The organism is Brevibacillus sp. FIR094 (genome assembly GCF_050477165.1).
Classification (GTDB): Bacteria; Bacillota; Bacilli; order Brevibacillales; family Brevibacillaceae; genus Brevibacillus.
Map to the genome: position 1 here is coordinate 85,011 of NZ_JBEAES010000022.1, position 20,607 is coordinate 105,617.

Annotated in this window: 20 protein-coding genes and 3 tRNA genes; 7 read left to right on the forward strand and 16 right to left on the reverse strand. The window is 39.3% G+C overall.

Annotated elements, in window-relative coordinates; genetic code table 11:
* Positions 1-481 precede the first annotated feature (481 nt).
* The 8 genes from ACQ5DJ_RS19530 to ACQ5DJ_RS19565 form a co-directional block, all read right to left on the reverse strand.
* The gene (locus tag ACQ5DJ_RS19530; RefSeq protein WP_429843919.1) at positions 482-1,735 is read right to left on the reverse strand and encodes a DUF6161 domain-containing protein; all 1,254 of its coding nucleotides are present in this window, start codon (positions 1,733-1,735) and stop codon (positions 482-484) included.
* 258 nt (positions 1,736-1,993) lie between these two features.
* Positions 1,994-2,713 (reverse strand): IS21-like element helper ATPase IstB, encoded by a 720-nt coding sequence (istB, locus tag ACQ5DJ_RS19535; RefSeq protein ID WP_429843920.1) that lies wholly within the window; start codon positions 2,711-2,713, stop codon positions 1,994-1,996.
* Positions 2,710-3,171 (reverse strand): hypothetical protein, encoded by a 462-nt coding sequence (locus tag ACQ5DJ_RS19540; RefSeq protein WP_429843921.1) that lies wholly within the window; start codon positions 3,169-3,171, stop codon positions 2,710-2,712. The genes istB and ACQ5DJ_RS19540 overlap by 4 nt, the downstream gene beginning before the upstream one ends.
* Positions 3,172-3,251: 80 nt before the next feature.
* A complete protein-coding gene (istA, locus tag ACQ5DJ_RS19545; RefSeq protein ID WP_429843922.1) occupies positions 3,252-4,217 on the reverse strand; it encodes an IS21 family transposase in 966 nt (321 codons plus the stop codon).
* Positions 4,218-4,560: 343 nt separating this feature from the next.
* Positions 4,561-4,622: transfer RNA gene (locus tag ACQ5DJ_RS19550), tRNA-Val, on the reverse strand.
* Positions 4,623-4,792: 170 nt separating this feature from the next.
* Positions 4,793-5,827, reverse strand: a complete 1,035-nt coding sequence (locus tag ACQ5DJ_RS19555) for a hypothetical protein (RefSeq protein WP_429843923.1) — start codon at positions 5,825-5,827, stop codon at positions 4,793-4,795.
* A 285-nt stretch (positions 5,828-6,112) separates the two neighbouring features.
* Entirely contained in the window at positions 6,113-8,044 is a 1,932-nt protein-coding gene (locus ACQ5DJ_RS19560; RefSeq protein WP_429843924.1) for a DUF2357 domain-containing protein, read from the reverse strand.
* Entirely contained in the window at positions 8,038-9,831 is a 1,794-nt protein-coding gene (locus ACQ5DJ_RS19565; RefSeq protein WP_429843925.1) for an McrB family protein, read from the reverse strand. The genes ACQ5DJ_RS19560 and ACQ5DJ_RS19565 overlap by 7 nt, the downstream gene beginning before the upstream one ends.
* Before the next feature lie 181 nt (positions 9,832-10,012).
* Here ACQ5DJ_RS19565 and ACQ5DJ_RS19570 point away from each other — a divergent pair, with 181 nt between their 5' ends.
* Positions 10,013-11,236, forward strand: a complete 1,224-nt coding sequence (locus ACQ5DJ_RS19570; RefSeq protein ID WP_429843926.1) for a DNA adenine methylase — start codon at positions 10,013-10,015, stop codon at positions 11,234-11,236.
* Between the two features lie 40 nt (positions 11,237-11,276).
* On the opposite strand, the gene ACQ5DJ_RS19575 is transcribed toward ACQ5DJ_RS19570, so the two are convergent.
* Complete coding sequence (locus tag ACQ5DJ_RS19575) at positions 11,277-11,930, reverse strand: BglII/BstYI family type II restriction endonuclease (RefSeq protein WP_429843927.1); 654 nt, start codon at positions 11,928-11,930, stop codon at positions 11,277-11,279.
* Between the two features lie 517 nt (positions 11,931-12,447).
* On the opposite strand from ACQ5DJ_RS19575, the gene ACQ5DJ_RS19580 reads away from it, so the two are divergent.
* Positions 12,448-12,651 (forward strand): helix-turn-helix domain-containing protein, encoded by a 204-nt coding sequence (locus ACQ5DJ_RS19580; protein WP_429843928.1) that lies wholly within the window; start codon positions 12,448-12,450, stop codon positions 12,649-12,651.
* Between the two features lie 63 nt (positions 12,652-12,714).
* Here the strand turns inward: ACQ5DJ_RS19580 and ACQ5DJ_RS19585 are convergent, their stop codons facing one another.
* From ACQ5DJ_RS19585 to ACQ5DJ_RS19610, 6 genes are all read right to left on the reverse strand, one after another.
* Positions 12,715-12,906, reverse strand: a complete 192-nt coding sequence (locus tag ACQ5DJ_RS19585) for a tyrosine-type recombinase/integrase (RefSeq protein ID WP_429843929.1) — start codon at positions 12,904-12,906, stop codon at positions 12,715-12,717.
* 743 nt (positions 12,907-13,649) lie between these two features.
* Positions 13,650-14,705, reverse strand: coding sequence for a hypothetical protein (locus tag ACQ5DJ_RS19590; RefSeq protein WP_429843930.1), 1,056 nt, complete (start codon positions 14,703-14,705; stop codon positions 13,650-13,652).
* A 264-nt stretch (positions 14,706-14,969) separates the two neighbouring features.
* A complete protein-coding gene (locus tag ACQ5DJ_RS19595) occupies positions 14,970-15,116 on the reverse strand; it encodes a hypothetical protein (RefSeq protein ID WP_429843931.1) in 147 nt (48 codons plus the stop codon).
* Positions 15,117-15,844: 728 nt separating this feature from the next.
* Positions 15,845-15,920, reverse strand: a tRNA-Val gene (locus tag ACQ5DJ_RS19600).
* A gap of 25 nt (positions 15,921-15,945) precedes the next feature.
* Positions 15,946-16,022 (reverse strand) — tRNA-Ile (locus tag ACQ5DJ_RS19605).
* A 416-nt stretch (positions 16,023-16,438) separates the two neighbouring features.
* Entirely contained in the window at positions 16,439-17,032 is a 594-nt protein-coding gene (locus ACQ5DJ_RS19610) for a phosphatidylglycerophosphatase A family protein (RefSeq protein WP_429843932.1), read from the reverse strand.
* Between the two features lie 177 nt (positions 17,033-17,209).
* Between ACQ5DJ_RS19610 and ACQ5DJ_RS19615 the strand changes: the two genes are divergently transcribed.
* On the forward strand, positions 17,210-17,914 hold the full coding sequence (locus tag ACQ5DJ_RS19615; protein ID WP_429843933.1) for an alpha/beta hydrolase: 705 nt from the start codon (positions 17,210-17,212) through the stop codon (positions 17,912-17,914).
* A gap of 2 nt (positions 17,915-17,916) precedes the next feature.
* On the opposite strand, the gene ACQ5DJ_RS19620 is transcribed toward ACQ5DJ_RS19615, so the two are convergent.
* Positions 17,917-18,075 (reverse strand): hypothetical protein, encoded by a 159-nt coding sequence (locus ACQ5DJ_RS19620; RefSeq protein ID WP_017250308.1) that lies wholly within the window; start codon positions 18,073-18,075, stop codon positions 17,917-17,919.
* 145 nt (positions 18,076-18,220) lie between these two features.
* Here ACQ5DJ_RS19620 and ACQ5DJ_RS19625 point away from each other — a divergent pair, with 145 nt between their 5' ends.
* The 4 genes from ACQ5DJ_RS19625 (at position 18,221) to ACQ5DJ_RS19640 (ending at position 20,526) form a co-directional block, all read left to right on the forward strand.
* Positions 18,221-18,730, forward strand: coding sequence for a YjcG family protein (locus ACQ5DJ_RS19625; RefSeq protein ID WP_429843934.1), 510 nt, complete (start codon positions 18,221-18,223; stop codon positions 18,728-18,730).
* Between the two features lie 78 nt (positions 18,731-18,808).
* Positions 18,809-19,264, forward strand: a complete 456-nt coding sequence (locus ACQ5DJ_RS19630) for a GNAT family N-acetyltransferase (protein WP_429843935.1) — start codon at positions 18,809-18,811, stop codon at positions 19,262-19,264.
* Between the two features lie 216 nt (positions 19,265-19,480).
* Positions 19,481-19,996, forward strand: a complete 516-nt coding sequence (locus ACQ5DJ_RS19635; protein ID WP_429843936.1) for a TetR/AcrR family transcriptional regulator — start codon at positions 19,481-19,483, stop codon at positions 19,994-19,996.
* Between the two features lie 107 nt (positions 19,997-20,103).
* Complete coding sequence (locus tag ACQ5DJ_RS19640) at positions 20,104-20,526, forward strand: DUF3995 domain-containing protein (RefSeq protein ID WP_429843937.1); 423 nt, start codon at positions 20,104-20,106, stop codon at positions 20,524-20,526.
* The last annotated feature ends 81 nt before the right edge of the window (positions 20,527-20,607 follow it).

Sequence of the window (20,607 nt, forward strand, 5' to 3'; positions counted from 1 at the left end):
GGGCTATAGTTGCATAGTCTCCATATGGCGTAAATTGTCGTAGCCCAAACGAGAAAAGCATTAATACCAGACTCACAAAGAGAATCCGGTTGATATGCACCAAAAAGCCAAACCTAAATAGCGTAGTCAGAAGAGCAAATATCGCGAGGTATTCCAATGTTGAAAATAGGACAAACAGCATTTAACTTTTTCACCTCAATTACTTATTGAGTGTAATATTCTACGAAAAACGACAGATTCCTGCTTTTATTTACCAGTTTTGACATTTTAGAGTGATGCTGCGTCACACCCCCAAACTCGGCAAGTAGAAGCTCTATATTGCTACGTCATTTCGTTTCTGTATCGAGGTTAAATTGCACAATTTATACAATCGAGTACTATTATAGGCTCTCTATTGAATATCTGAGATAGCCCATTCACGTTAAATCAGCATTCCACAAAAAAGAATGCCATTTTGGCATTCCTTCTTCTTCATAATAATTCATTTAGGTGGAGCCCCTATGTTCTTCATTATTTGCGATAACATTCCGTCTGGCATTGCAGGACTTGAATCCCCCTTCAAAAGCCCCGTATCAGCACGACTAAACAGTGCCTGTAAAATAATTGATCTTTCAGCCTCAGATGCACCTTTTTCTTTGATTAATGCAAGGTACACGTAAGTCAATTGATATCTTTCCTTGGCATCTCTTGATAGATGGTAGGCACTCTGGGCAAGTAATACAAATAATCTAATCAGGTAAATTGCTATTGAAGTAAACAACACCAGCAATAAGCTAGCTTTAATAGAATTTGCTGTAAAGTGATTACCTTCGAAAATAGTTTCAGGTTTCCAAAACAGAATCGAAAGTAGCACAGTTGATAAAATGCTTGTCGCAACAATAGCCCATAGTCGCCACTGATTCCCCTGAGCATTATAGTGTTTACTTAACTCATCCCAATAAGTTGCTGGTGCTTCTAGCATTAATTTCTGCTGATATAATGACTCTAATTCTATTAGTTCTGCTTGCTTATCTAGTACAAATTGAGATAATTCATTTTGATTATGATCTACATATTCTTTGGTGCTGACACTTATTTCATTGCGCCATGCCTCCAACTCATCTTTAAAAGCTTTATATGTATCAGAGACTTCTCGGTGTTTCATTTTGAAGTCGCCATATAATTCGTCCCTATCTTTCGAAAAAGTGCTCTTTAATTGAGTTAAAGCTTTCTTATGCGCAGTGAGCTTTGGGTTAAATGTATGATCTTGCTCCTCCCACACATATGAATTCATTATCCCTTTAAAATACTCCTTATTTGTTATGCTATTGGTTGAGTTTTCAATTAGATAATTTAGCGCCGATATTCCCTGAGTAGTATTTTTTTCACATTGCTCCTTTAAAAATTGAGCAACCGCTGTAGAGGAGTAAATACGGTAATTATTGGCTTCATTCATCTTATTAATTGCGTTCACTATTAATCCTTGAGCGTGATTAACATTACTATCTTGATAGGAAACTGCTTGGTTAAGTTGATCAACTACTGCTCTAAAATAATTCTGTATATAAGTAAATCCCCCACCGCTTAAAAATGACCAATATTCAACTTCTTCTTTCATAAATCTATAAAAATATTCAATATCTCCATTAAAATCCTTTTCAATGTCTTCTGGATACAGAATGGTTTTTACTTTTAGCTCTTGAAAGTGTTTTTGCATTGCCTCATTAAAAACCTTCACTTCTGTAGTAATCGCCATCTATCTCCCCCCTATATCAGTAAGCTATGATGCCTTACAATTCGACAAGGCAGGGAGTTTTCCCTACATTTAGCATAGACATATTGGCTATTTTTCTGAATACGCGCACAATAGTCACATTCTAATGTAGGAGAGTTTCCTTAGGAATTATTGATTTGAATACGTAAGTGAACAAATCCATCATGTATTTGGCAAGTAAAAAGTGCAGAGTTCGGCAACCATTTTGTGCATAGCCTTGCCAGGCTAAATTTTTCATTATTAACGATGGGAAAGAGCATGCCGAAGGCGATAACTCTCTCCTGTGAAAGCTACGATGTGAGCATGATGCACAAGACGGTCAATCAAGGCAGCGGTTAAACGGTTATCTCCGAAAACCGTATTCCATTGGCTGAATTCCAAATTCGAGGTAACAATGACACTGATTCGCTCATAACATTCTGAGATTAGCTGGAAAAGTAGGTCAGCACCATCCTTGTGAAACGGAACAAATCCTAACTCATCTAAGATTAGTAAATCAGCATCCATTAATTCCTTCTGAAATCTCGGTAGATTACCAGCATGAAACTTGGTTTGCAAAATGGAAACCAACTCTGCAACCCGATAGAACCTCACATTTTTCCCCTGTTTACACGCCTCTACACCAATTGCCGTGGCCAGATGCGTCTTTCCTGTGCCTACGGCACCCAGCAAAATAACATTTTCCTTCCGTCCTACAAACGAGCCTCTCTTCAATTCCTCAATCGTTACACTGTCAGGTAACGAAACCGACTCGAAAGAGTACCCTTCAAAAGTCTTTATTTGCGTAAATCTTGCTTTCTGTAACAATCGTCGTATTTTTCCCTGCTCACGGGAACTTCGTTCCGCTGATAGTACCGCATGAAGAAACTGAGTTGGGTGTTCAAATGGTACTTGCTCGTAGATATTCATGACATGTGCTAATCTCATCTGCTTGCATAGTTGACGTAATTCTTCTCTCATTTTCGTACCTCCGTCCGTTGAAGTTGATCATATCTCGAAAGATCTGGCTGATACCCAACGAAAACAGAGGGTGTTTGATTGTCTTTCATAGGTGTTGGGATGATCTCTGGATGACGTAAACGGTACAGAACATGCTCCAAGCGACTCGCATCATCCTGCTTTTCTTGTGTTAGGCATCTTTCGATCTCCTCAATCTGGTATGTTTTTAGCATTCGAATGATCCAGCCGATTCTTGTTTTGCGACTTTTCCCTTCCACAGATTGAAGAAAAGCTTTTGTTTTGCTAGGAAGCAAAGCAAGGACAGAACTGTAATCGAGAGCCCTCGGCTTATTATAAAGTGGCTCTAACAGCGTTTGCAGATCAATTGGGATTGGCTCGTCTATATATCCCCTTGGCAGTGAAAGGAGGACTTCATAGCTGTCACTTAGTACATCTACTTTGTTCCACCAATACTTCAACCATACTCGTTCGTGAGAACGGATAGATGGAACCTTTAACGTTTTTTGATCAACGAGAACCTCACCGTATCCATTGGCTTTTAGAATTCTAAACGGAAAGCCTCATAAGATACGAGAGGAAGTTCCAAAAGCTTGATTTTCTCTTGCTCCCAAAGCTCTTGCTGTAAGACTCCCTTCGCATTATGGAGTCTTTTCAAATCCTCAAGGGCTTGCTGATTAATAACATTTTGTAGTTGTTCCATATCATTGGCTACAGGTAATGGAACACACCAATTTCTTCGAGCATAACCAACTTTGTTTTCAACATGTCCTTTTTCGTTCCCCTGAGCTGGATTGCAAAAGACAGGCTGGAAGCGATAATGGAGAGCAAATCGTTGAAATTCATCTGTAAGCTTTCTCTTTCCATCGGTTCCTACAGATACAACTGCAGCTGAAAGATTGTCAAACCAGATTCGATTGGGCACTCCGCCACACATCTCAAATAACTGCCGTAACCCTTCCAAGAAACACTCGGTGTTCTCCTTCGGAGTAACAAAGACAAATGCCGCATTACTGTAAGGGTAGGAGAGGATTAACATTTTCCGCTCTACCAGTTCACCGCCAATAATTGCTTGAAAGGTTCCAAAATCCGCCTGAGCTTCTCCCCCTGGATGTTCTAGACGAATATAAGGTTCCGACTTTTCGATTTGCAGTTCTAACTTCCGTTTGGCAACGTAGTACCGTACGGTACGGTCTGATCCTGCAAAGCCAAATTCGGAAACAAGACGATCATAGATACGTTTTGCAGTGTGCCTCTGCTTTTTGGGACGGAGACGGAATTGATCTTCTATAAGCCAGGTATCCACTTGCTCACGGTAAGCTTCCATGATGGGGAATTTTCCTCTAAGAGGACGCTCTGCTTTGTTCCAATCCGAACAGTCTGCATATTTCTTCGCTGTTCTCCAATTAACACCCGTTTGCTCTGCAATCTGGGAGATAGATTGATCTTTTACATCCCTCAAGTATTTGATATAGTGTTGTTGAGCCATTGCCAGCATTCCTTTCATCCCTCTCCTATCTGTTCGCCAAATAGAAGAGTAGGGGGTTGTTAGTTAGCTGGCAAGGCTTTTTTCATTTTCGGAAATGGCCTGCACTTTTCGGTTGCCAAAGTGTGTACTTTTATTTTGCCAAACACATCCATCACCCTAAAACAAAAGAATTCTTTAAAGAAGTATTGCAATCTTATCAATCTGGAAACTATCTAGTCGTTTACTCCTTGATTAATAGTAAAATTGGTCAACAATCCGTCAACAAGTTCTAAAAACACAGTTGTTGATGCGAATGAAACATACGAAAGAAATAACAAAAACCCTTGATTCCTCAAGGGTTCTAACGTTTGTATTATTGTGATCCGGACTGGGTACGAACCAGCGACCGCCACCCTGTCAAGATGGTGCTCTCCCAACTGAGCCTTGCTGTCATTGATATATCAGGGTTTCTCCAATGTCAACCACTTACCTTGCTGTTTCGTACACAATCATAAGGTGGTCTACTTAGTTAGTCAATCTTTAACCAACTATAATATTCCATGCTTGTTTAGTTAAAAACTTATTCTCCATTGCACACCGTAAATCAAGTAAAATTAGTATCTACTCCTCTTCATAACCGCCTCTCTCTCCGTACTTACCTTATATTCATTCAAATAATTACTACAATCACCGATTATTGAATGGATGTCTCTTCTTATATAAACTATGAACTGATTCTGATTTTGACATCTATATGAAAAATCTGAACCAAGTGTTTTTAATATTAATCCGCTTGGAATACCCGTATCTCTTATGTATTCGAACTTAAAGGTGACCCTTGCTTCATCCTTCCAAATATCTGTTAACTTAATGACTATACCATTTTTAGGGTTCTTGCTATCATTATAATAGACACCCAGTATTGTTATATCTTTCAAGCTTCCATTTTCTTTACATAATAAAAGGTGATTAACTGCTGAATTGCTAAGTTCATTTGCAATATAGGTTAAAGCATAGTGCCCCGAATCCAATCTATGCCATATATCCGAAAAGCTTGGATGTGTTGCACTTGCATAAAATATATATGTAAGGTTTTTTCGACTATCATAATTGCTCTTTGCTTGGATTGTTTCTTCAATACTTTTAAACTTTCTTGCTTCTGCAGTTAAATCGCTCTTAACTTTATCTCTTAACTCAGCTTTGCTGTTAAAATCTTTATATATACCCTTATTTGCATAATCTCTTTTAAATTTTCTTAGTCTTTCTAGCTCAATAGTGTCAACATTATCAGGATGCCCTTCAGTCGAGAAGTAAAGTTTAATGGGTTTATTCAAACTAATAAATTCCTCAATTTCCTCCACTGTTCCTGATTGTGACTTTCGTGTTGGTGTCCCCAGTTTACTTCTCATAGCACCAATTAAAACGTCACATTCTCTCACAAATTGTCTATTCAGTATTTCTTGTGTACTATAACCATCATATTCTGTGTTAGCATGAGTCTCCCATCTTACAGGCATAAAAACAATACTATAGTCCTTAGAATGCTCAGTATTCCAATCACGAATTGCTTTTGTAATAACATCGCGTTCATCCTTTACATCAGATGGAGATGCGATTAGTACTTCTATCACTTTTGCAAGATACCCCATTATTTTGTCACTCCTGTATAAAAGTATCCCTCTGAGTGGATCAATGCGACCTTACAAGCAGAAGGAATGTAGAATTTATTAAGAAACTAGTTTAGAATACACACCAAATATATAATCGAATGGTCAGTTTGCAAATAGAGAAGCGTGCGTTGGCAAAAACGGTGACGTATTTCAATTTGGCTTGTAACCTTGTTCGAAAAGTTGTATTCATATTTTGACCATACCCCACGCTTTAAATTACTGTCACCCCAACACAAAACACACTTATCGCTACTGTTCAGGAGATTAAATATCTGCTCTCTTCAAAAATCCAGATTCCTCTTGGTATTCAAATTCCTCATTCGTAAGAAGTTCCAACATAACAGCAATGGACTCTTCAAGTCTTTGTTGCTGCTTCTTATTAAAGTTGTTCTCCCCTGGTCTAAGAGGAAAAGCCCCAATCGATGGTAGACTAAACGAGTAGTCGGACTTTGGATGACGAGTAAATATACTTGCATTCTCAATATTATCTGGATAGAGAATAAATACACCTCTTGTTCCTAATATTGCATCTCGATAAGTATGTGCAGTATGAATATCATTTCTTTTGAAGTTTCCTTTCTGAAATTTTAACAATTCAGAGTCAATGGAAACACCGCTTTCATTACTTCTAAACATTGAAAGAAACTTGTTGTAATCCAGTTTGTACTTTGCGTCGAAATGAATCCAATGGGTTTGACTTCGACTAATTACTTCTAAACTGAAATCTGGATGGTACAATCCACCATCGTAACTACCATTCCAATCTTCGTTAACAAAATTCTTGAAATCACGATTGTAATAAAGATTGATCTCCGAATCATTATAATTAAAACTGACTTTACTTTCACTTTTTTCTCTTAAATTGAGCGTAAATCCCCTATCTGCTCGTTTTAGTAAATTTGAATATGTAGTCTGTCCACATATGCTTTCCAAGATTCTTATAAGTGAGAAAAAACACCAATATTCATAAAGTTTATGAATTGGACGTAAGTCCCCATTGACATTATCAAATTCTGAAGCATCTGTTTCTAACTGAAGTCCTAATTCAAACTCTTGAATCAATTTAACAAGCTCTTTATAGCCTCTGCTTTTCTGCAATATCATTGAATTGGATATGCGCCTAAAAGGACTAATGTTTCCAAAGAAAGGTTCATTCAAATACCCCATTAATTCATCCAAACAGTTCCCTAAAAAGAGCTTACTGTTTTGAAATTTTAAAGGTAAGGTTATTAAAATCATTTCAATGTTATTCACTAATTCTTCAAGACAAAATTTTACAAATTGGTTTTCAAGTGTATCAAATGTAAAATCAATATACTCTTCTGGTAACGATCTAGGTGTATATCCTTTGAAATGTCTACTCAAGTTTCCACCATACCCCCACTCCAAACTACTCGGATTTGAAGTGATCTCGTAAAGATTAGGGGCTACAATCAGAGGGGTATTATCTATAAAAATGTCATGACTTTTCTTAGAATGTGGATTTGCTAGTATCGTTTCAATTGCTAGTGGTAGGTTATTTTTTTCCATCAATCTTCGCAATTGGAAAATTAAGACCTGTGGTGAGCTTTCAGCCATTTGATCTAAACCTAGCGAGACTTCAGATGGTTGATCTAACGAGAAAATCAGCTCACTATGATACTGTGCTAATTCATATAAAAGAACTCTAAAGTCGTCCTCGTAGTTAAGTTTATAACTTACTACTTCAATTTCTATAGCTTCAATCGCTAGATGAAATTCAAATATAACAATACCCGCAAAACTTCTGAAATTGAGTCTACCAGATATTCTTGTTACATCATCTGCGATCTCTTGCCATGCTAATGGATTATTAAAAGAGATATAGTTCTTCAATTTTCCATTTGTAAAAGGAAAGACTTCATAATGTGGTACCCTACGCTGTTGCAGAATCTCCTTTTTACTCATGGGATAATCAAGCACAAAATCAAATTCTGTTTCTTCACGAACACATATATCTCTAAAAATATCCGAAACTTCATCTCTAATAAACATTAAGGGTGGACTTGTTTTAGTAAACAAAATATCGTTAGCATCCACATAATTAAATTCATATTCACTTAGCCGTTCAAAACGAAATTCTGGACCAATATCAGAAATGTTATTCAATAACAATGAAAAAGTAAGAGGTTTCCCTAACAGAGTTTCGATTCTTCTTGAAAATTTGCTTATTAGCATATAAACCCACAGTAACCCGTAATATTAAGATTTCTCTCCATTGCCATCAACTTAATGTGCGATTTCTTATATCTAATTACATCTCCATCTTTACAAAACGCAGTCAACCTCTTTATTAAATTTGATATCTGTTTCCGATTTCCATGTATCTTAGGCAGTATCTTCTGCATAAGGATTTCGTCGTACAACTGGTCGTCATCCACTAACCACTCTAATTTAACATTTAAATCCGTATGAAGTTCTTTGGCTTTTAAAACGTATTCGCAACACTCAACAACAATTCGATACCCAAATGTAAAGTCTTCAACCAAGTTGTATACTTGGTCTAAAAAATCAGTGATTGGTTTCAATATTTCCTGATCTATGCTAGTAAGATTATTCAATAGCTTCCTTACATTATATTGAGTTAATAGATACTTGTTTACTTCACTGATACTTAGCATTGCTCTGACTTCATTCTTAATAAGCGACTGATTAAAGATAGTAGATGGAGCATCAGTTGCTTTTTCAATAACGAATGAACGATCCAGAACCTTTGGTGAAAACATGTAAGTCGTTTCATCAATATTAACAGTACCGACAAAAAAGAGGTTTTCAGATATATAGAGACCCTCCCTTTGAATTGCTTCATATACATACTCAAGAAATTCATTGTTATTTTTGTAGTATTTTTGCAACAATAATAACTCGTTCTTCGGTAATAACGGTACATTACTTATTCCCTCATGTCTTGATGTTTCAAGAAGAGCAAGAAAACGGGCAAAATACATTTCCACGTGGGATAAATTCATTTCATCAAACAATACAAAAAACGGAATTTTCCTATATTGAATTGAGTTCGCCTTTAGTAACATATTTATCAATGCGGTTGGCTGATACATTTCCCCCTCATCTCCGAAAGGATTTTTATAACCAAGAATGTTTCTACCGTCCTTCCAGCCTGCTTCAACAGGAATAAAGGTACTATTGAAGTTCTCATCAATATGCTTTAGGGGATTTATGGAGTTAGCCAGTTGGCGTATTCCATATGTTTTTCCGGTTCCACTTGCACCTGTTAGAATCAAAAAAGGCTTGGTTGCAAGCGAAACCAATAAATGAGTATCAACCTCAACTCTATCATCCAAATCAAGCTCAATAGGTCTACTGTTTTTGTTTCCAAGTCCCTCCCCTTCCAACCACTTACGAAACTGTTCGGCAGTTAAAGAGAATACTCGATGGAACTCATAAGCTATGCACTGTTCGTAAAAAGTTCTAATGTGTTCTTTATTGTTTCCAGATGGATTCTCCACCCAAAATGTCTTCTTCAATCTATCAAACAAGAGCATTTTTACGATTTTGCCTACTTCACCCGACTTAATCAGTCTGGAAAAATCATATGAAACGATATCTTCTCGAATAGCTGATTCTGGCGAAGCACCTGAAGTAACTAAGACACCCCGAATATTTGTAAATGCCTTTTCATTTTCAAATTGGCTTCTTCTAATTACTCCTTTCATATTTTCAGTGGACGAGGCACTAAAGACATGTATGAAACTTTCATGTGTAAATAGTATTGCTGTTAAACAAAACAGGCCAATTTGTTCAGGATACTGTTGAATTTCATCCCAATATGAAGGGAGTTCATTGGTTTCATTTAGACCTAGTGTAGCACGAAGTTGAGGTTGATCTATTGCTAAGTCACCCCTATATGACCCATTAACGTATTCCCTTAAGCAACCTTCTTTTACTAAGCTGATAATATTTACAATTCCGTATTTTGTTTGTGAAGCATTGATTTTAGAAAGCATTCCCTTTGCCTCCATTACCTTCGTTATGTTCTCAATAGCTTTATAAATCAAAACAAAAATATATTCACAAATTAATGGATTTATGAAATAATAAATCCAGGTAATTGAAAGAGTCTGTTTCTTCCCCAAGCAATAATAAAGTGATATAATTTATCCTTGAAAAGCGAAAGGATGTTCCTATATGAATAACAATATTACCCAACCAATCATAGCTATTAACAACAGAATAGCGTATGACGAGAATGTCCCTCACATAATTAAGTATATGGGTTCAAAAAGAAACATCTTGGACTTTGTTATTCAAGGAATTGAAGACTGTTATTTAGGTGGAGCAGTCTGTGACCTTTTTGCAGGTTCAAGTGTACTTTCAGGTTCATTAAGAAGTTCTGTTCCTGTTCTTTCAAATGATATACAAGTTTATTCTGCTATTCTAGCAAAAACGTATCTCTCAAATTATGATTGGAATAAACATCCCAACATTTTAAATGAGATTGTTGAAGAGGCGACAGAACGTGCAGAAACATTTTTCGCGGCTTTTCCAGACTTGGTCTTTGATTATAATGTTCCTTTAACAATCGAAGAGTTTAATGAACTAGAAAAGAAGCAACAGAAATTAATAGACAAAGATTTCTCTGGGTTTCAATATCACCTGTTTGCTAAAGATTTTTCAGGAACTTATTGGTCATTCAGGCAATGCGTATGGATTGATGCATTACGTTCGGTTGCGGAAGATTACAAGAAAACACCATTCTTTTATGCTATTATTTCAAGTTTGATGTTTGCAATGTCTTACAATTCACAAAGCACCGGACATTATGCACAGTACCGTGATGCAAACACTGAATCCTCAATGAATGACATTCTGATTTATAGACAAAAGGAAATATTGCCTTACTTCATTCGGAAGTTTGAAGAATTTCAACAGGTTCTTGGGGAAAACACTCTACCCCACCAAGTTATTTCAATGGATTATTTGGATTGTTTGGATATGCTTGAACCGGACACAACGGTTTATGCAGACCCACCATACTGTTTTGTCCATTATTCCCGCTTTTATCATGCAATTGAAACTTTGGTAAAATACGATTACCCAGAAGTAAAATATAAGGGAAGGTATCGTACAGACAGACACCAATCCCCTTTCTGCATTCGTAGTAAGGTTACCAAAGCATTTCAAATGATGTTCGTGAAAATCAAAAACAAACATGCAAACCTTGTACTAAGCTATAGTAATACAGGCATGATTGAACTGGATAAGCTTCAAAGCTTAGCAGAAAAATGCTTTGGGAATGCCTATACTGTTGAAGTACGTTCTCAAGGATATTTACACAGTACAATGGGACGCAGAGACGACAAGAGCCGCGAAGTAAAAGAATGGTTACTTCTGGCAAAAAGACGAATATAAAAACGATAATTAGGTCGTCGTGTAATTTTGACGACCTTTTTTATGTCCTTCTAACTCTATACACACTATCTGTAAGTCCAATTACAATAATTGGGCAGCTACACCGGTTTGCTTGTAAAAGTTTATATAACTTGTCAGTATGTGTATGCGTGGAAGCGAATTTCTTTGCTATTTTCTCTCTAGTAGCAATGTAATAACCTAATGTATCAAAGAAAGCATGAAGACTAGTATGTTTTGTAATAATAATGCCTAAATCAATTATTCCAGTTTTATAAAGGTAATCAAACGTTTCCAAGTCGCGTGAATAGAATTGATGCTTATTGTTCCACTCAATTTCTATAGCAACTTTTTCTTTAAATAAATCGATTTCGTGAGTTTGAGAATTTATGTTAAATTCATCTTTTATCTGTTCATTACTCGTTCCAATATTCTTCCCCATTCTTAATGTGTTTAACTCTTGAAATTCAACCGCTTCCCAACCTTTGTGTTTGAATAAATTTTCAAGACGTTGTGTAACTTGCGATTTCCCTCCACCAGCATTGGCAATTTCATCGAAGTAAAGTCTGAAGCCTTTAAGTACAAACTTAACTTCCTTCCATAAGTGTGAATACTTGTTTTGCAAAATCACAAGACCATTTCTACGAGAATCAATAAAATAGTTATTTTGAACCCACCTATCACTAATTAAGGGCATTCGTTTACCTCCTAGTTTTTATTATGCAAACTGTTTAAAATAGCGAGTACCAAAATAGGAGACCCTCAATTACACTAATTACGTCATCGCATTCATTTGGGAAATCTTACTTTAGAATTGCACACTCATGTCTCCATTCATGTACTTCATAAAGTTCCCTAATACTACTTGGTAGTAACTCCTTTCTTCATCTTCCACTCCTAATAATCTGGACAATAACAGGATAATATTACCACACTTTTAATACTGTCTTCGTAGGAAGTCTGTAAAGAAGGCGGTGACTGTCGTCCATCATTAACGATTATTCCGTCACATTAAGACTCGTTAAATTCGCCTTTTCCCTTATCTAGGATAGTACAACAGCTATTAATGACTCAGTTCTTGGATAGACAGGGCTGTACCATCAGTATTTGGGCAAATAAATTCGGCTGAAATTATAAAGATAATTATTTTTATGAGAACTAATCCATTTTATAAATTTATGTATTGGGGTATAATCCCTATGAGGTGGTTTAAATTGACTATAAACTTAAAACTAAAAGACCTTTTGCAAAAACGTGGAATTACACAAAAACAACTTGCGGAAATGACTGGCTTACATGAAAGTACTCTTTCTGACATGGCAAGGGATTCAAGAACTGCAATAAATAAAAAACACTTACAATTAATAATGTCTGCATTGAATATAGATGATTTCAATGAGATATTGGAAAAAAAGTGATATGTATGATTTACGCAAAAAAACTAAGCATTATATTTTTATTTTGTTTTTTAATGCAGTACCTCACATAGCTAAGTATCTTTGAGTCGTACCTATATTATTGTGTCTAAGCATTTTTTGTAATATAAAATCATCAAAACCATTCATCAGCATTCGATGGGCGAACGTATGTCTGAATATATGGGCTGAAAGTCGTACACCCTTAAAGTTCATGATTTCTTTCAGTCGTTTAATAGCATTAGGAGTTAGGGGCATTCCTTCCCTATCAGTAAACGAATTAATCAGGAACCTCTTTGAACTGATGCGAACAAAAGAGTCTGTAGAGGCTTAATTCTTTCAGAAGTTTCTCGGTAATAGGTATCGTACTCTGTTGTCTCTTCTATCCAAACACGACGATACTTCCGTTCATTAAGTCCACATCATTCCAAGGAATATTACAAAGTTCCCCCAACCTCATTCCCGTTCCTCGTCTGAAATAACCAAGCATTTGGTTAATCTGATTAACTGTAAATACACCTTAATATTTATTTCCTCTTTTGCATATCCTTTTTTCTTTGTTGGATTTTGCTTGTCTCCTATGATTTCATTGTATTACAAGTAGTTAAAGAAAATTTTCAGCGTAAGCAGTTTAGAGTTCGTGGTTGCATGGTTATTCTGATTTTCCTTCTGACAATACAACAATTGGTAAACTAAGGGAGATACGATAATCTTTAAAAAGTTGGAGGAAATAACAAGGGAGAAAGAGAGAATCGCAACCTCCGTAAAATTTTCGACAAAGTAGATGAATGTAAAAACACTTCCCGAAGGACTGTTGCCATCATAAGCTATAACAAACTTATCATGTGCCAGAGCCACTATGTAAAGAACAATCAGATAGAGACTTTCGACCAGGTTCATTTTGATATCGCGGAATTTAAAAGTATTTTAGCCAAGCTGCTTGTGTAAGAGAACAACCCGCCAAGATGTTAAGCCTGGCGGGTTGTTTGCTATTGTAATTATTACAAGTCTGTTAATATTAATTCAATGGTGCCCGTGTTTAGTTTTGCTTGAGAATCAAGATTTCTGTAGTAATTAACATAATGGTTATGCTTAAAAACTATCCCTGCATCGTTATTTGTTACACGAACACCTGGTTCATATACAAAGTTACTTTTTGCTGTCCTCGTTCCTAACTTAAAATCGACAATCCACTTCGTATAATTATCGGATAAGCTTGATTCATCCTTAATACTTGCTGATTTAGTGTTGAAAGTCCAACTCACAGAAGGAACTAAACCTGATAATCCAACAGAAGCAGATGAGTCAGTGTCAGTTGTATATGGCCCATATGAGCGAATTGTCTGTTCGTCAGCATCACTACCACTATGTCTATATCTCATTGCTAATTCTCGAGTTTGGTAATTATTTCTTGGTTCTGTTTGATTGAAAAACTTAACATCCCAAACAGAGACTTTCTCTCCCTTTAATGTTGATGTACCCTTTCTTATATAGTCTACATTGCTGGTATAAACACCCGCGATTTCATTTCGATTATCATCTCTCACTCTATACGTGTAAGAATCGGAATATGTATCATCATCAGAACTCGCAGAAGCATTTAATGATATAATATTCCTTGCACCTTCATTTTCAGCAAGTTCAACTTTTTCTTCAATTTCTTCACGAATTTCTTCTAAAGGGACTTCATCTAGTTGATCAAAGATGTAATCAACGTGTCTAGTGCCATCTTGTTTATAAACACCTACACCCATCAGTTTTGGTGCAGCTCCTTCGTCTTCAGACGAGCGATTTATTTTGAGTTCAGTCTTTATATATTCCTTTATATCTTTGGGATCTATTTCTTCACCTTCATTATGGATGAAGTAATAAGTTTCTTCGCTATCATTATTATTCAACGCTTTTAACGATCGCGAGGAACGAGAGTCATCTAATGCGATCTCAACTATTTCTAGTTTTTTCAAGCGTTCTTTTGCCAATACATTGTGACTTATCCCAGGAGTTAACACTAATGTTGTAGCAAGGCAGACACACAAGAAAGATGCCAACTTCTTCATATTATTCCCACCTTTTTCCATTTTTGTTCTGTGTTATTATATACGTCAAATTCTAAAAAAGGAAGATGAATAACGATGTTCAAATTATTAGAAATATTTATAATAGTTGTTTTAGGACTCTTTACCGGATTATTCTTTGGAGGAGGTAGCAACATAATACTAGGAGGTATATTTTGGGTTTTAATATTTATTTTACTTAAGCTATATGACAAATAATTAAAACAGCCCTCCCCCAGACTATGTATCCGAAGGAGGGCTGTGCCACTATTTAGAAATGCCTACTGCATCACGGAATGCCTTCGCCGCATAATGAGCCGCATCCCTTACTTTGGGGTCCGGGCTGGCTGTCCAAAGTGCACCAAGGACTCCGATCACTTTTTCTGCTGATTCTTTATCGAGTTTGGTATTCACAGGTTTATCCTTATTCTGTGGATGAGTATTCCACTAGCCTTCAACACCGAGCGTATCATTGTAGTCTACGGTGCGAGTTACTAGGTCTGAAATGGAAACACATCGAAATAGACGACGGGGTTGGAACAATCGACGTTAGACAATCCTTAACTTATGTGAAGGATGTTGGTAATAAAATCTTAGATCCGAAAACCAAAAATTCTAAACGGAAAGTATCCATCCCGCCATCCCTTATTCCAGAGGTTATGGCCCTTAAAGTGCAATCAGCTAAGACTCGGATGCAAAGTGAAGAATTATGGGAAGAAGGGGAACGCTTATTTGTTTTTTCAAGCATGAACGGAAAACCACTGTATCCATAACATGGTGGAGCCGATTTACAAAGAGACACAACCTCAAATATATTCGTTTCCACGATCTGCGCCATACCTCGGCTACACTGCTCATTAAAAAGGCGTTCATGCAAAGATCATTTCTGAACGGCTTGGACATTCAAATATCTTAACGACAATGAACGTATATGGTCATGCCCTGCGCTCAGCTGATCAAGAAGCAGCGAAGCATTTTGATTCGCTTTTTGATTCCCCAGTAACTAAATCCAAGAAACAAGTCTGATTGATTCCGTCAACAATCCGTCAACAACTCTGTTTTTTGGACTTGTTGACGCGAATGAATCAGGTGCATAAAATAAAAAAAACCCTTGATTACCAAGGGTTTCAGCATTCGATATATGGTGATCCGGACTGGGTTCGAACCAGCGACCCCCACCCTGTCAAGATGGTGCTCTCCCAACTGAGCTACCGGATCATGGGATATGTGTGTGATCGTTTAATGGTGGGCCCTGTAGGACTCGAACCTACGACCAATCGGTTATGAGCCGACCGCTCTGACCAACTGAGCTAAGGGCCCGAATCGTATCGGACGTCGATCACATTTATTACTATACAGCATCGTAAAATGGATTTCAAGAGGAAATGAATAATTTCTTGTAAAAATTTTCACTCGTACCAAAAGAACACTAAGAAACCCAGTGATATCAGTCTTGCTTTTACCTTGCAAAAAGCCAAGACCATCTCGTTTCAGCTATATGTGCTTACCCAAGCCCCCAACAAAAAAGCCATTCCTCACCGCTGCTGCCCACATCCCCTACAAAACAGGGGATTACCTACTTGATGGCATCACATCAAACATGACGCCATCAAGCACATGAGCTACACCCGTGAAGAATTGGCTCAGCCAGACAAAAGACTATCCACTAAAGGTTACAACAACAAACAAGATAATTAGGTAACGATCGAAACAAACTCCCTCATCGCAACCCTAGCCTACCCCGCCTGCTCCGTCCCTTTCCCTTTCTCCTCGACACGTAGCTCCGCTTCCTGTTGCTTCAACGCCTCACTTCGTGTCAACTCCGCCTCCTGCTCATCTCTCATCCGATGTGCCATGCGGCTAGATGCATTGGCTGCCACACTCGCCACGAGGTCGTCCAAAAATGTGTGAACACGTCCCTCTGCCGACTTGGTATCCAGCCTTTTAATCACCCCGACCTTGTGCTTATCCAAATGTCCAAAGGTGGTCACCGCGATACTTCCATATCCAAATACGGAGCCTAGTGCCAATGTTTCGTCGCATCCGAACAGTCCTTCATCTGCTGCGATGATGGATTGGAGCGGCTCGGACAAGAGGCCCTTCTCTGCTAACGTATCCAACTCAACGCCAACCAGGATGGCGTGCTGCATTTCCCTTTTTTCCAAGACCGCTTTCACGCTCTCGATGCACTGCGCCATTGTGAGATCTGGATGGTATGGTGACTGCATGAGATAGACGATCTCTGCGATATCATCCAGCGTCACTCCGCGTTCTGCCAAACGTGCGAGAGCAGCGTTTCTGACTTCGATGCTGTGTACTTGCTTCTTCATATAAGAGACAACCCCTTCCACAAATCGAGTGAAGTCGTTTCCTACCATAGTATCACACGCTGGCCAAATTGCGACAATCTTTCGCCCACAGCCTGACTGACCCTGCACCCAAACTGTTGGGCATGCCCGCTCGCTCCTGTATAATGAAAGGAATATCCAAATAAGGAGGACACCGTAGTGGCCCTTGAGGAAATCATCTTGGAAAGCCGGCATTTGGGGACGCCGGAAAAGCTGGTTGTCTACACACCCCAACGCTACTCGCCACTCTATTCGTATCCAGTCCTCTACGTACAAGATGGAGAAGATTACTTGGCAATGGGCAGGATGGCTTCTTTGCTGGATCAATTGAACCAGGACAAAGAATTGCCTGATATCATCGCTGTCTTTCTCCCTGTCGAGAAAAGTAAACGGAATGACCGTTATCATCCGGATGGCAAGGAGCATATGGCCTACCGTCGCTTCCTCGCCGATGAAGTCGTGAGCTATGTCGATACGCATTACTCTACACATCCTTTGGGAAACGCACGAACACTTCTTGGCGAGTCATTGGGCGGGGTTGTCTCTCTTTTTACTGCTCTTCACTATCCACATACGTTTGGACAAGTTGCCTGCCAGTCGATTGCCATGGACGCAAAGTTAAATCGTCTGATAGCTGACGCTGACTTTTCCGTACCGCAAACCATTTATTTGGAGATCGGGACGGAGGAAACGGCAGTAAGCACGGGTCGTGGCACATTGAATCTTCTAGCGGCCAATGAAGAACTGCGCGAGATTTTGGGCACGAAAAAAGCCACCCTCGTTTATGAAACGTTTGAGGGTGACCATACGTGGGGCCACTGGCAGCGCAATCTACCGCGTATGCTTAAGACGCTTTACGGGTAAACTTACCGTGGCTGTTCTTCTTGTGGACCTTCATCCTTAATAGTCGATACGAGTGCTTCTTCGAATTCTCCTTTTCGTATCGCAGTCAAGATCGTGAAGGTCAGCACAGACAGTAGAAGCAGAACCAGAAAAATGAATGTGATCATCATTGCCGTATACATGCAGTGCGGCACCTCCTTGCACTACACAGTCTTTCCTTTGACACAAGGAATATACAGACCCACGCTTAACATTACACAAATGAAGAATTTTCTGTTAAAATAATATCTTGTAGAGCATGATAGATAGTAAGGAGGAGTGGTTCTGATGATGTACAGTATCGTAATATTCCCATCTAGCAAGGTGCAAGAAGTAGCGAACTCTTACCGGAAACGTTATGACCCAGGCTATGCTTTGGTTCCTCCGTATATCCGTTTGAAGGAAGCCTTTGAGCTGGACGAAGCCAAGCTTCCTGAGCTGGTGAGCCATCTGGAGCAGGTTGCCTCCTCTACCGACAGCTTTTCGGCTCATTTCCATCGGGTATCTTCTTTCCACCCTACCAACAACGTGATCTATTTGGCTGTGCAAAACAAAGAACCATTTAACGAGCTGCATTTAAAGATTGCCAATCAGTGTGTGAATGAAAAAGAAACCTACGCATACGTACCGCATCTGACCATCGGGCGCGACCTGTCCGACGATGAGCTGCGGGATGTAACCGGTCAACTGAGCATGGCAAAAATTGACCTGAACAGCGAGATTGATCGCTTCCACTTGGTTTATCAACTCGAGGATGGCATCTGGAGCGTTTACCAGACTTTCCTTCTCAAAAAATAAACAACCTTTCCTCAATCATCAACCCTCCCTGCGTATCCGTCGTAGGGAGGGATATTTTCTAACAAAGGACGAATACCGATGAACCTGCAAACCTACCAGATCCAACGAGTCACCACTGAACAAGAATTGGCGGATGCCCTGTCCGTACGCCGAGCCGTTTTCATCGAGGAACAGGAAGTACCGGAAGAGTTGGAAATAGATGAGCACGACACACTGCATGGCGGAACGATTCATTTTGTGGCCTACCGCGATGGAAAGCCAGTGGGCGCAAGCCGTGTTCGTAACTACGCACCTGGGGTGGGAAAAATTGAACGGGTGGCGGTTGCCAAAACAGAACGCGGTACTGGGCTCGGCCGCCAAATCATGCTCGCGATAGAAGAGCTGGCCAAACAACACGGGTATGACAGCCTGAAGCTGAACGCGCAGACGCAAGCCCAACGGTTTTATGAAAAGCTCGGCTATGAGCCTTTTGGCGACTTATTTGATGATGCGGGTATCGAGCATATTGCGATGGTCAAATCCATTCGCGAATAACAGAAGCTACGTGTAGCTCCATTCCCTCAGATAGAAAAACAACCTCGTTTTCGCTATGATCATCATGCGAAGCGAGGTTGTTTTTCATTGGTACCCGAGATCACCTTAGCCCTCTGCTACTTTCTCCATACACAATTCAATGCTTCTTGACACTTCACACCCGGTGGAATAACATGGAACCAGAAACATACGATACCGTATCTTTTGAGGTGAACCATGCAATACGTACGTGAAGATTGGATTCGGGCAGGGCTCGAGATGTTGGCTGAAGCAGGCATTGACGCTGTTCGTGTGGAACCTCTCGCCAGAAAGCTGAAGATCAGTAAAGGGAGCTTTTATCATCACTTTCCAGATCGTCAAGCGCTACTGGACTCCATGATCGATTATTGGGAGGAGCATGCGACTGAGCGGATCATTCGAGCGCCACACGCGGACAGTATGTCGCTGGAACAGTTGTTGTCGAGCGTTTTTAGTAGCGAGCGAAAAATCGAAGCCGCTATGTACAACTGGGCGAAGCAAAATCCTGCCCTTTGCAAACGTCTCGTGGAAATCGAGAAGCGTAGGATCGACTTCGTTGCCTCTTTGTATGAGAAAAAAGGGCTGGCTCCCGCTGATGCAATGGCACGCGCTCAACTCGCATACCTCCTCTATATTGGTTGGCTCGTGCGCAGAGAGCTAGAAGCGCCTTTTGATATGTCCGAGCCCTTGCATCATTTTATGACTTGGATTTGATTAACCCTCTCTGCCTGACAGACTATACTGCGCAGGGATTTTTTTACCCAAAACATACGGACGCGTATCTTCACAAAAATCATTACGAATCAGTAGGAGGCATTCCCATGATGCATGTTTTTCCTATCTCATCTGCTTTGTTCTTAGTCTTAGTATCCTTGCTCCATTTTTATTGGGCCTTCGGAGGAAAATGGGGGACCGATTCTGTCATTCCCACAACAGCCGATCATTCTCGTCGGACTTTTTCCCCTCGGAAAGGCGGAACCATCGTCGTTGCTTGCTTGTTGACTTGTGCCGCTTACCTTTTGCTTGCCCAGAGCGGTTATCTCTCGCCCGTTATAGCCCCTTCTTTGATTCAATGGGGATGCATTGTCTGTGCCGCTGTATTTGTCCTGCGGGCTGTGGGAGACTTCAACTACATTGGTTTTTTTAAAAAAGTAAAAAATACGAAGTTTGCCCGTCAAGATACGGCATTGTTCACCCCTCTATGCTTGTGGTTAGGGATATCATTTCTGCTCGCATTGTTTTAAGTTCACAAAAAACCCTCTTCCCATAAATGGTCAAGGCCCCGTTTAGTGGACAGTAAGAAAAACCCGGGCCGTTAGGCCACT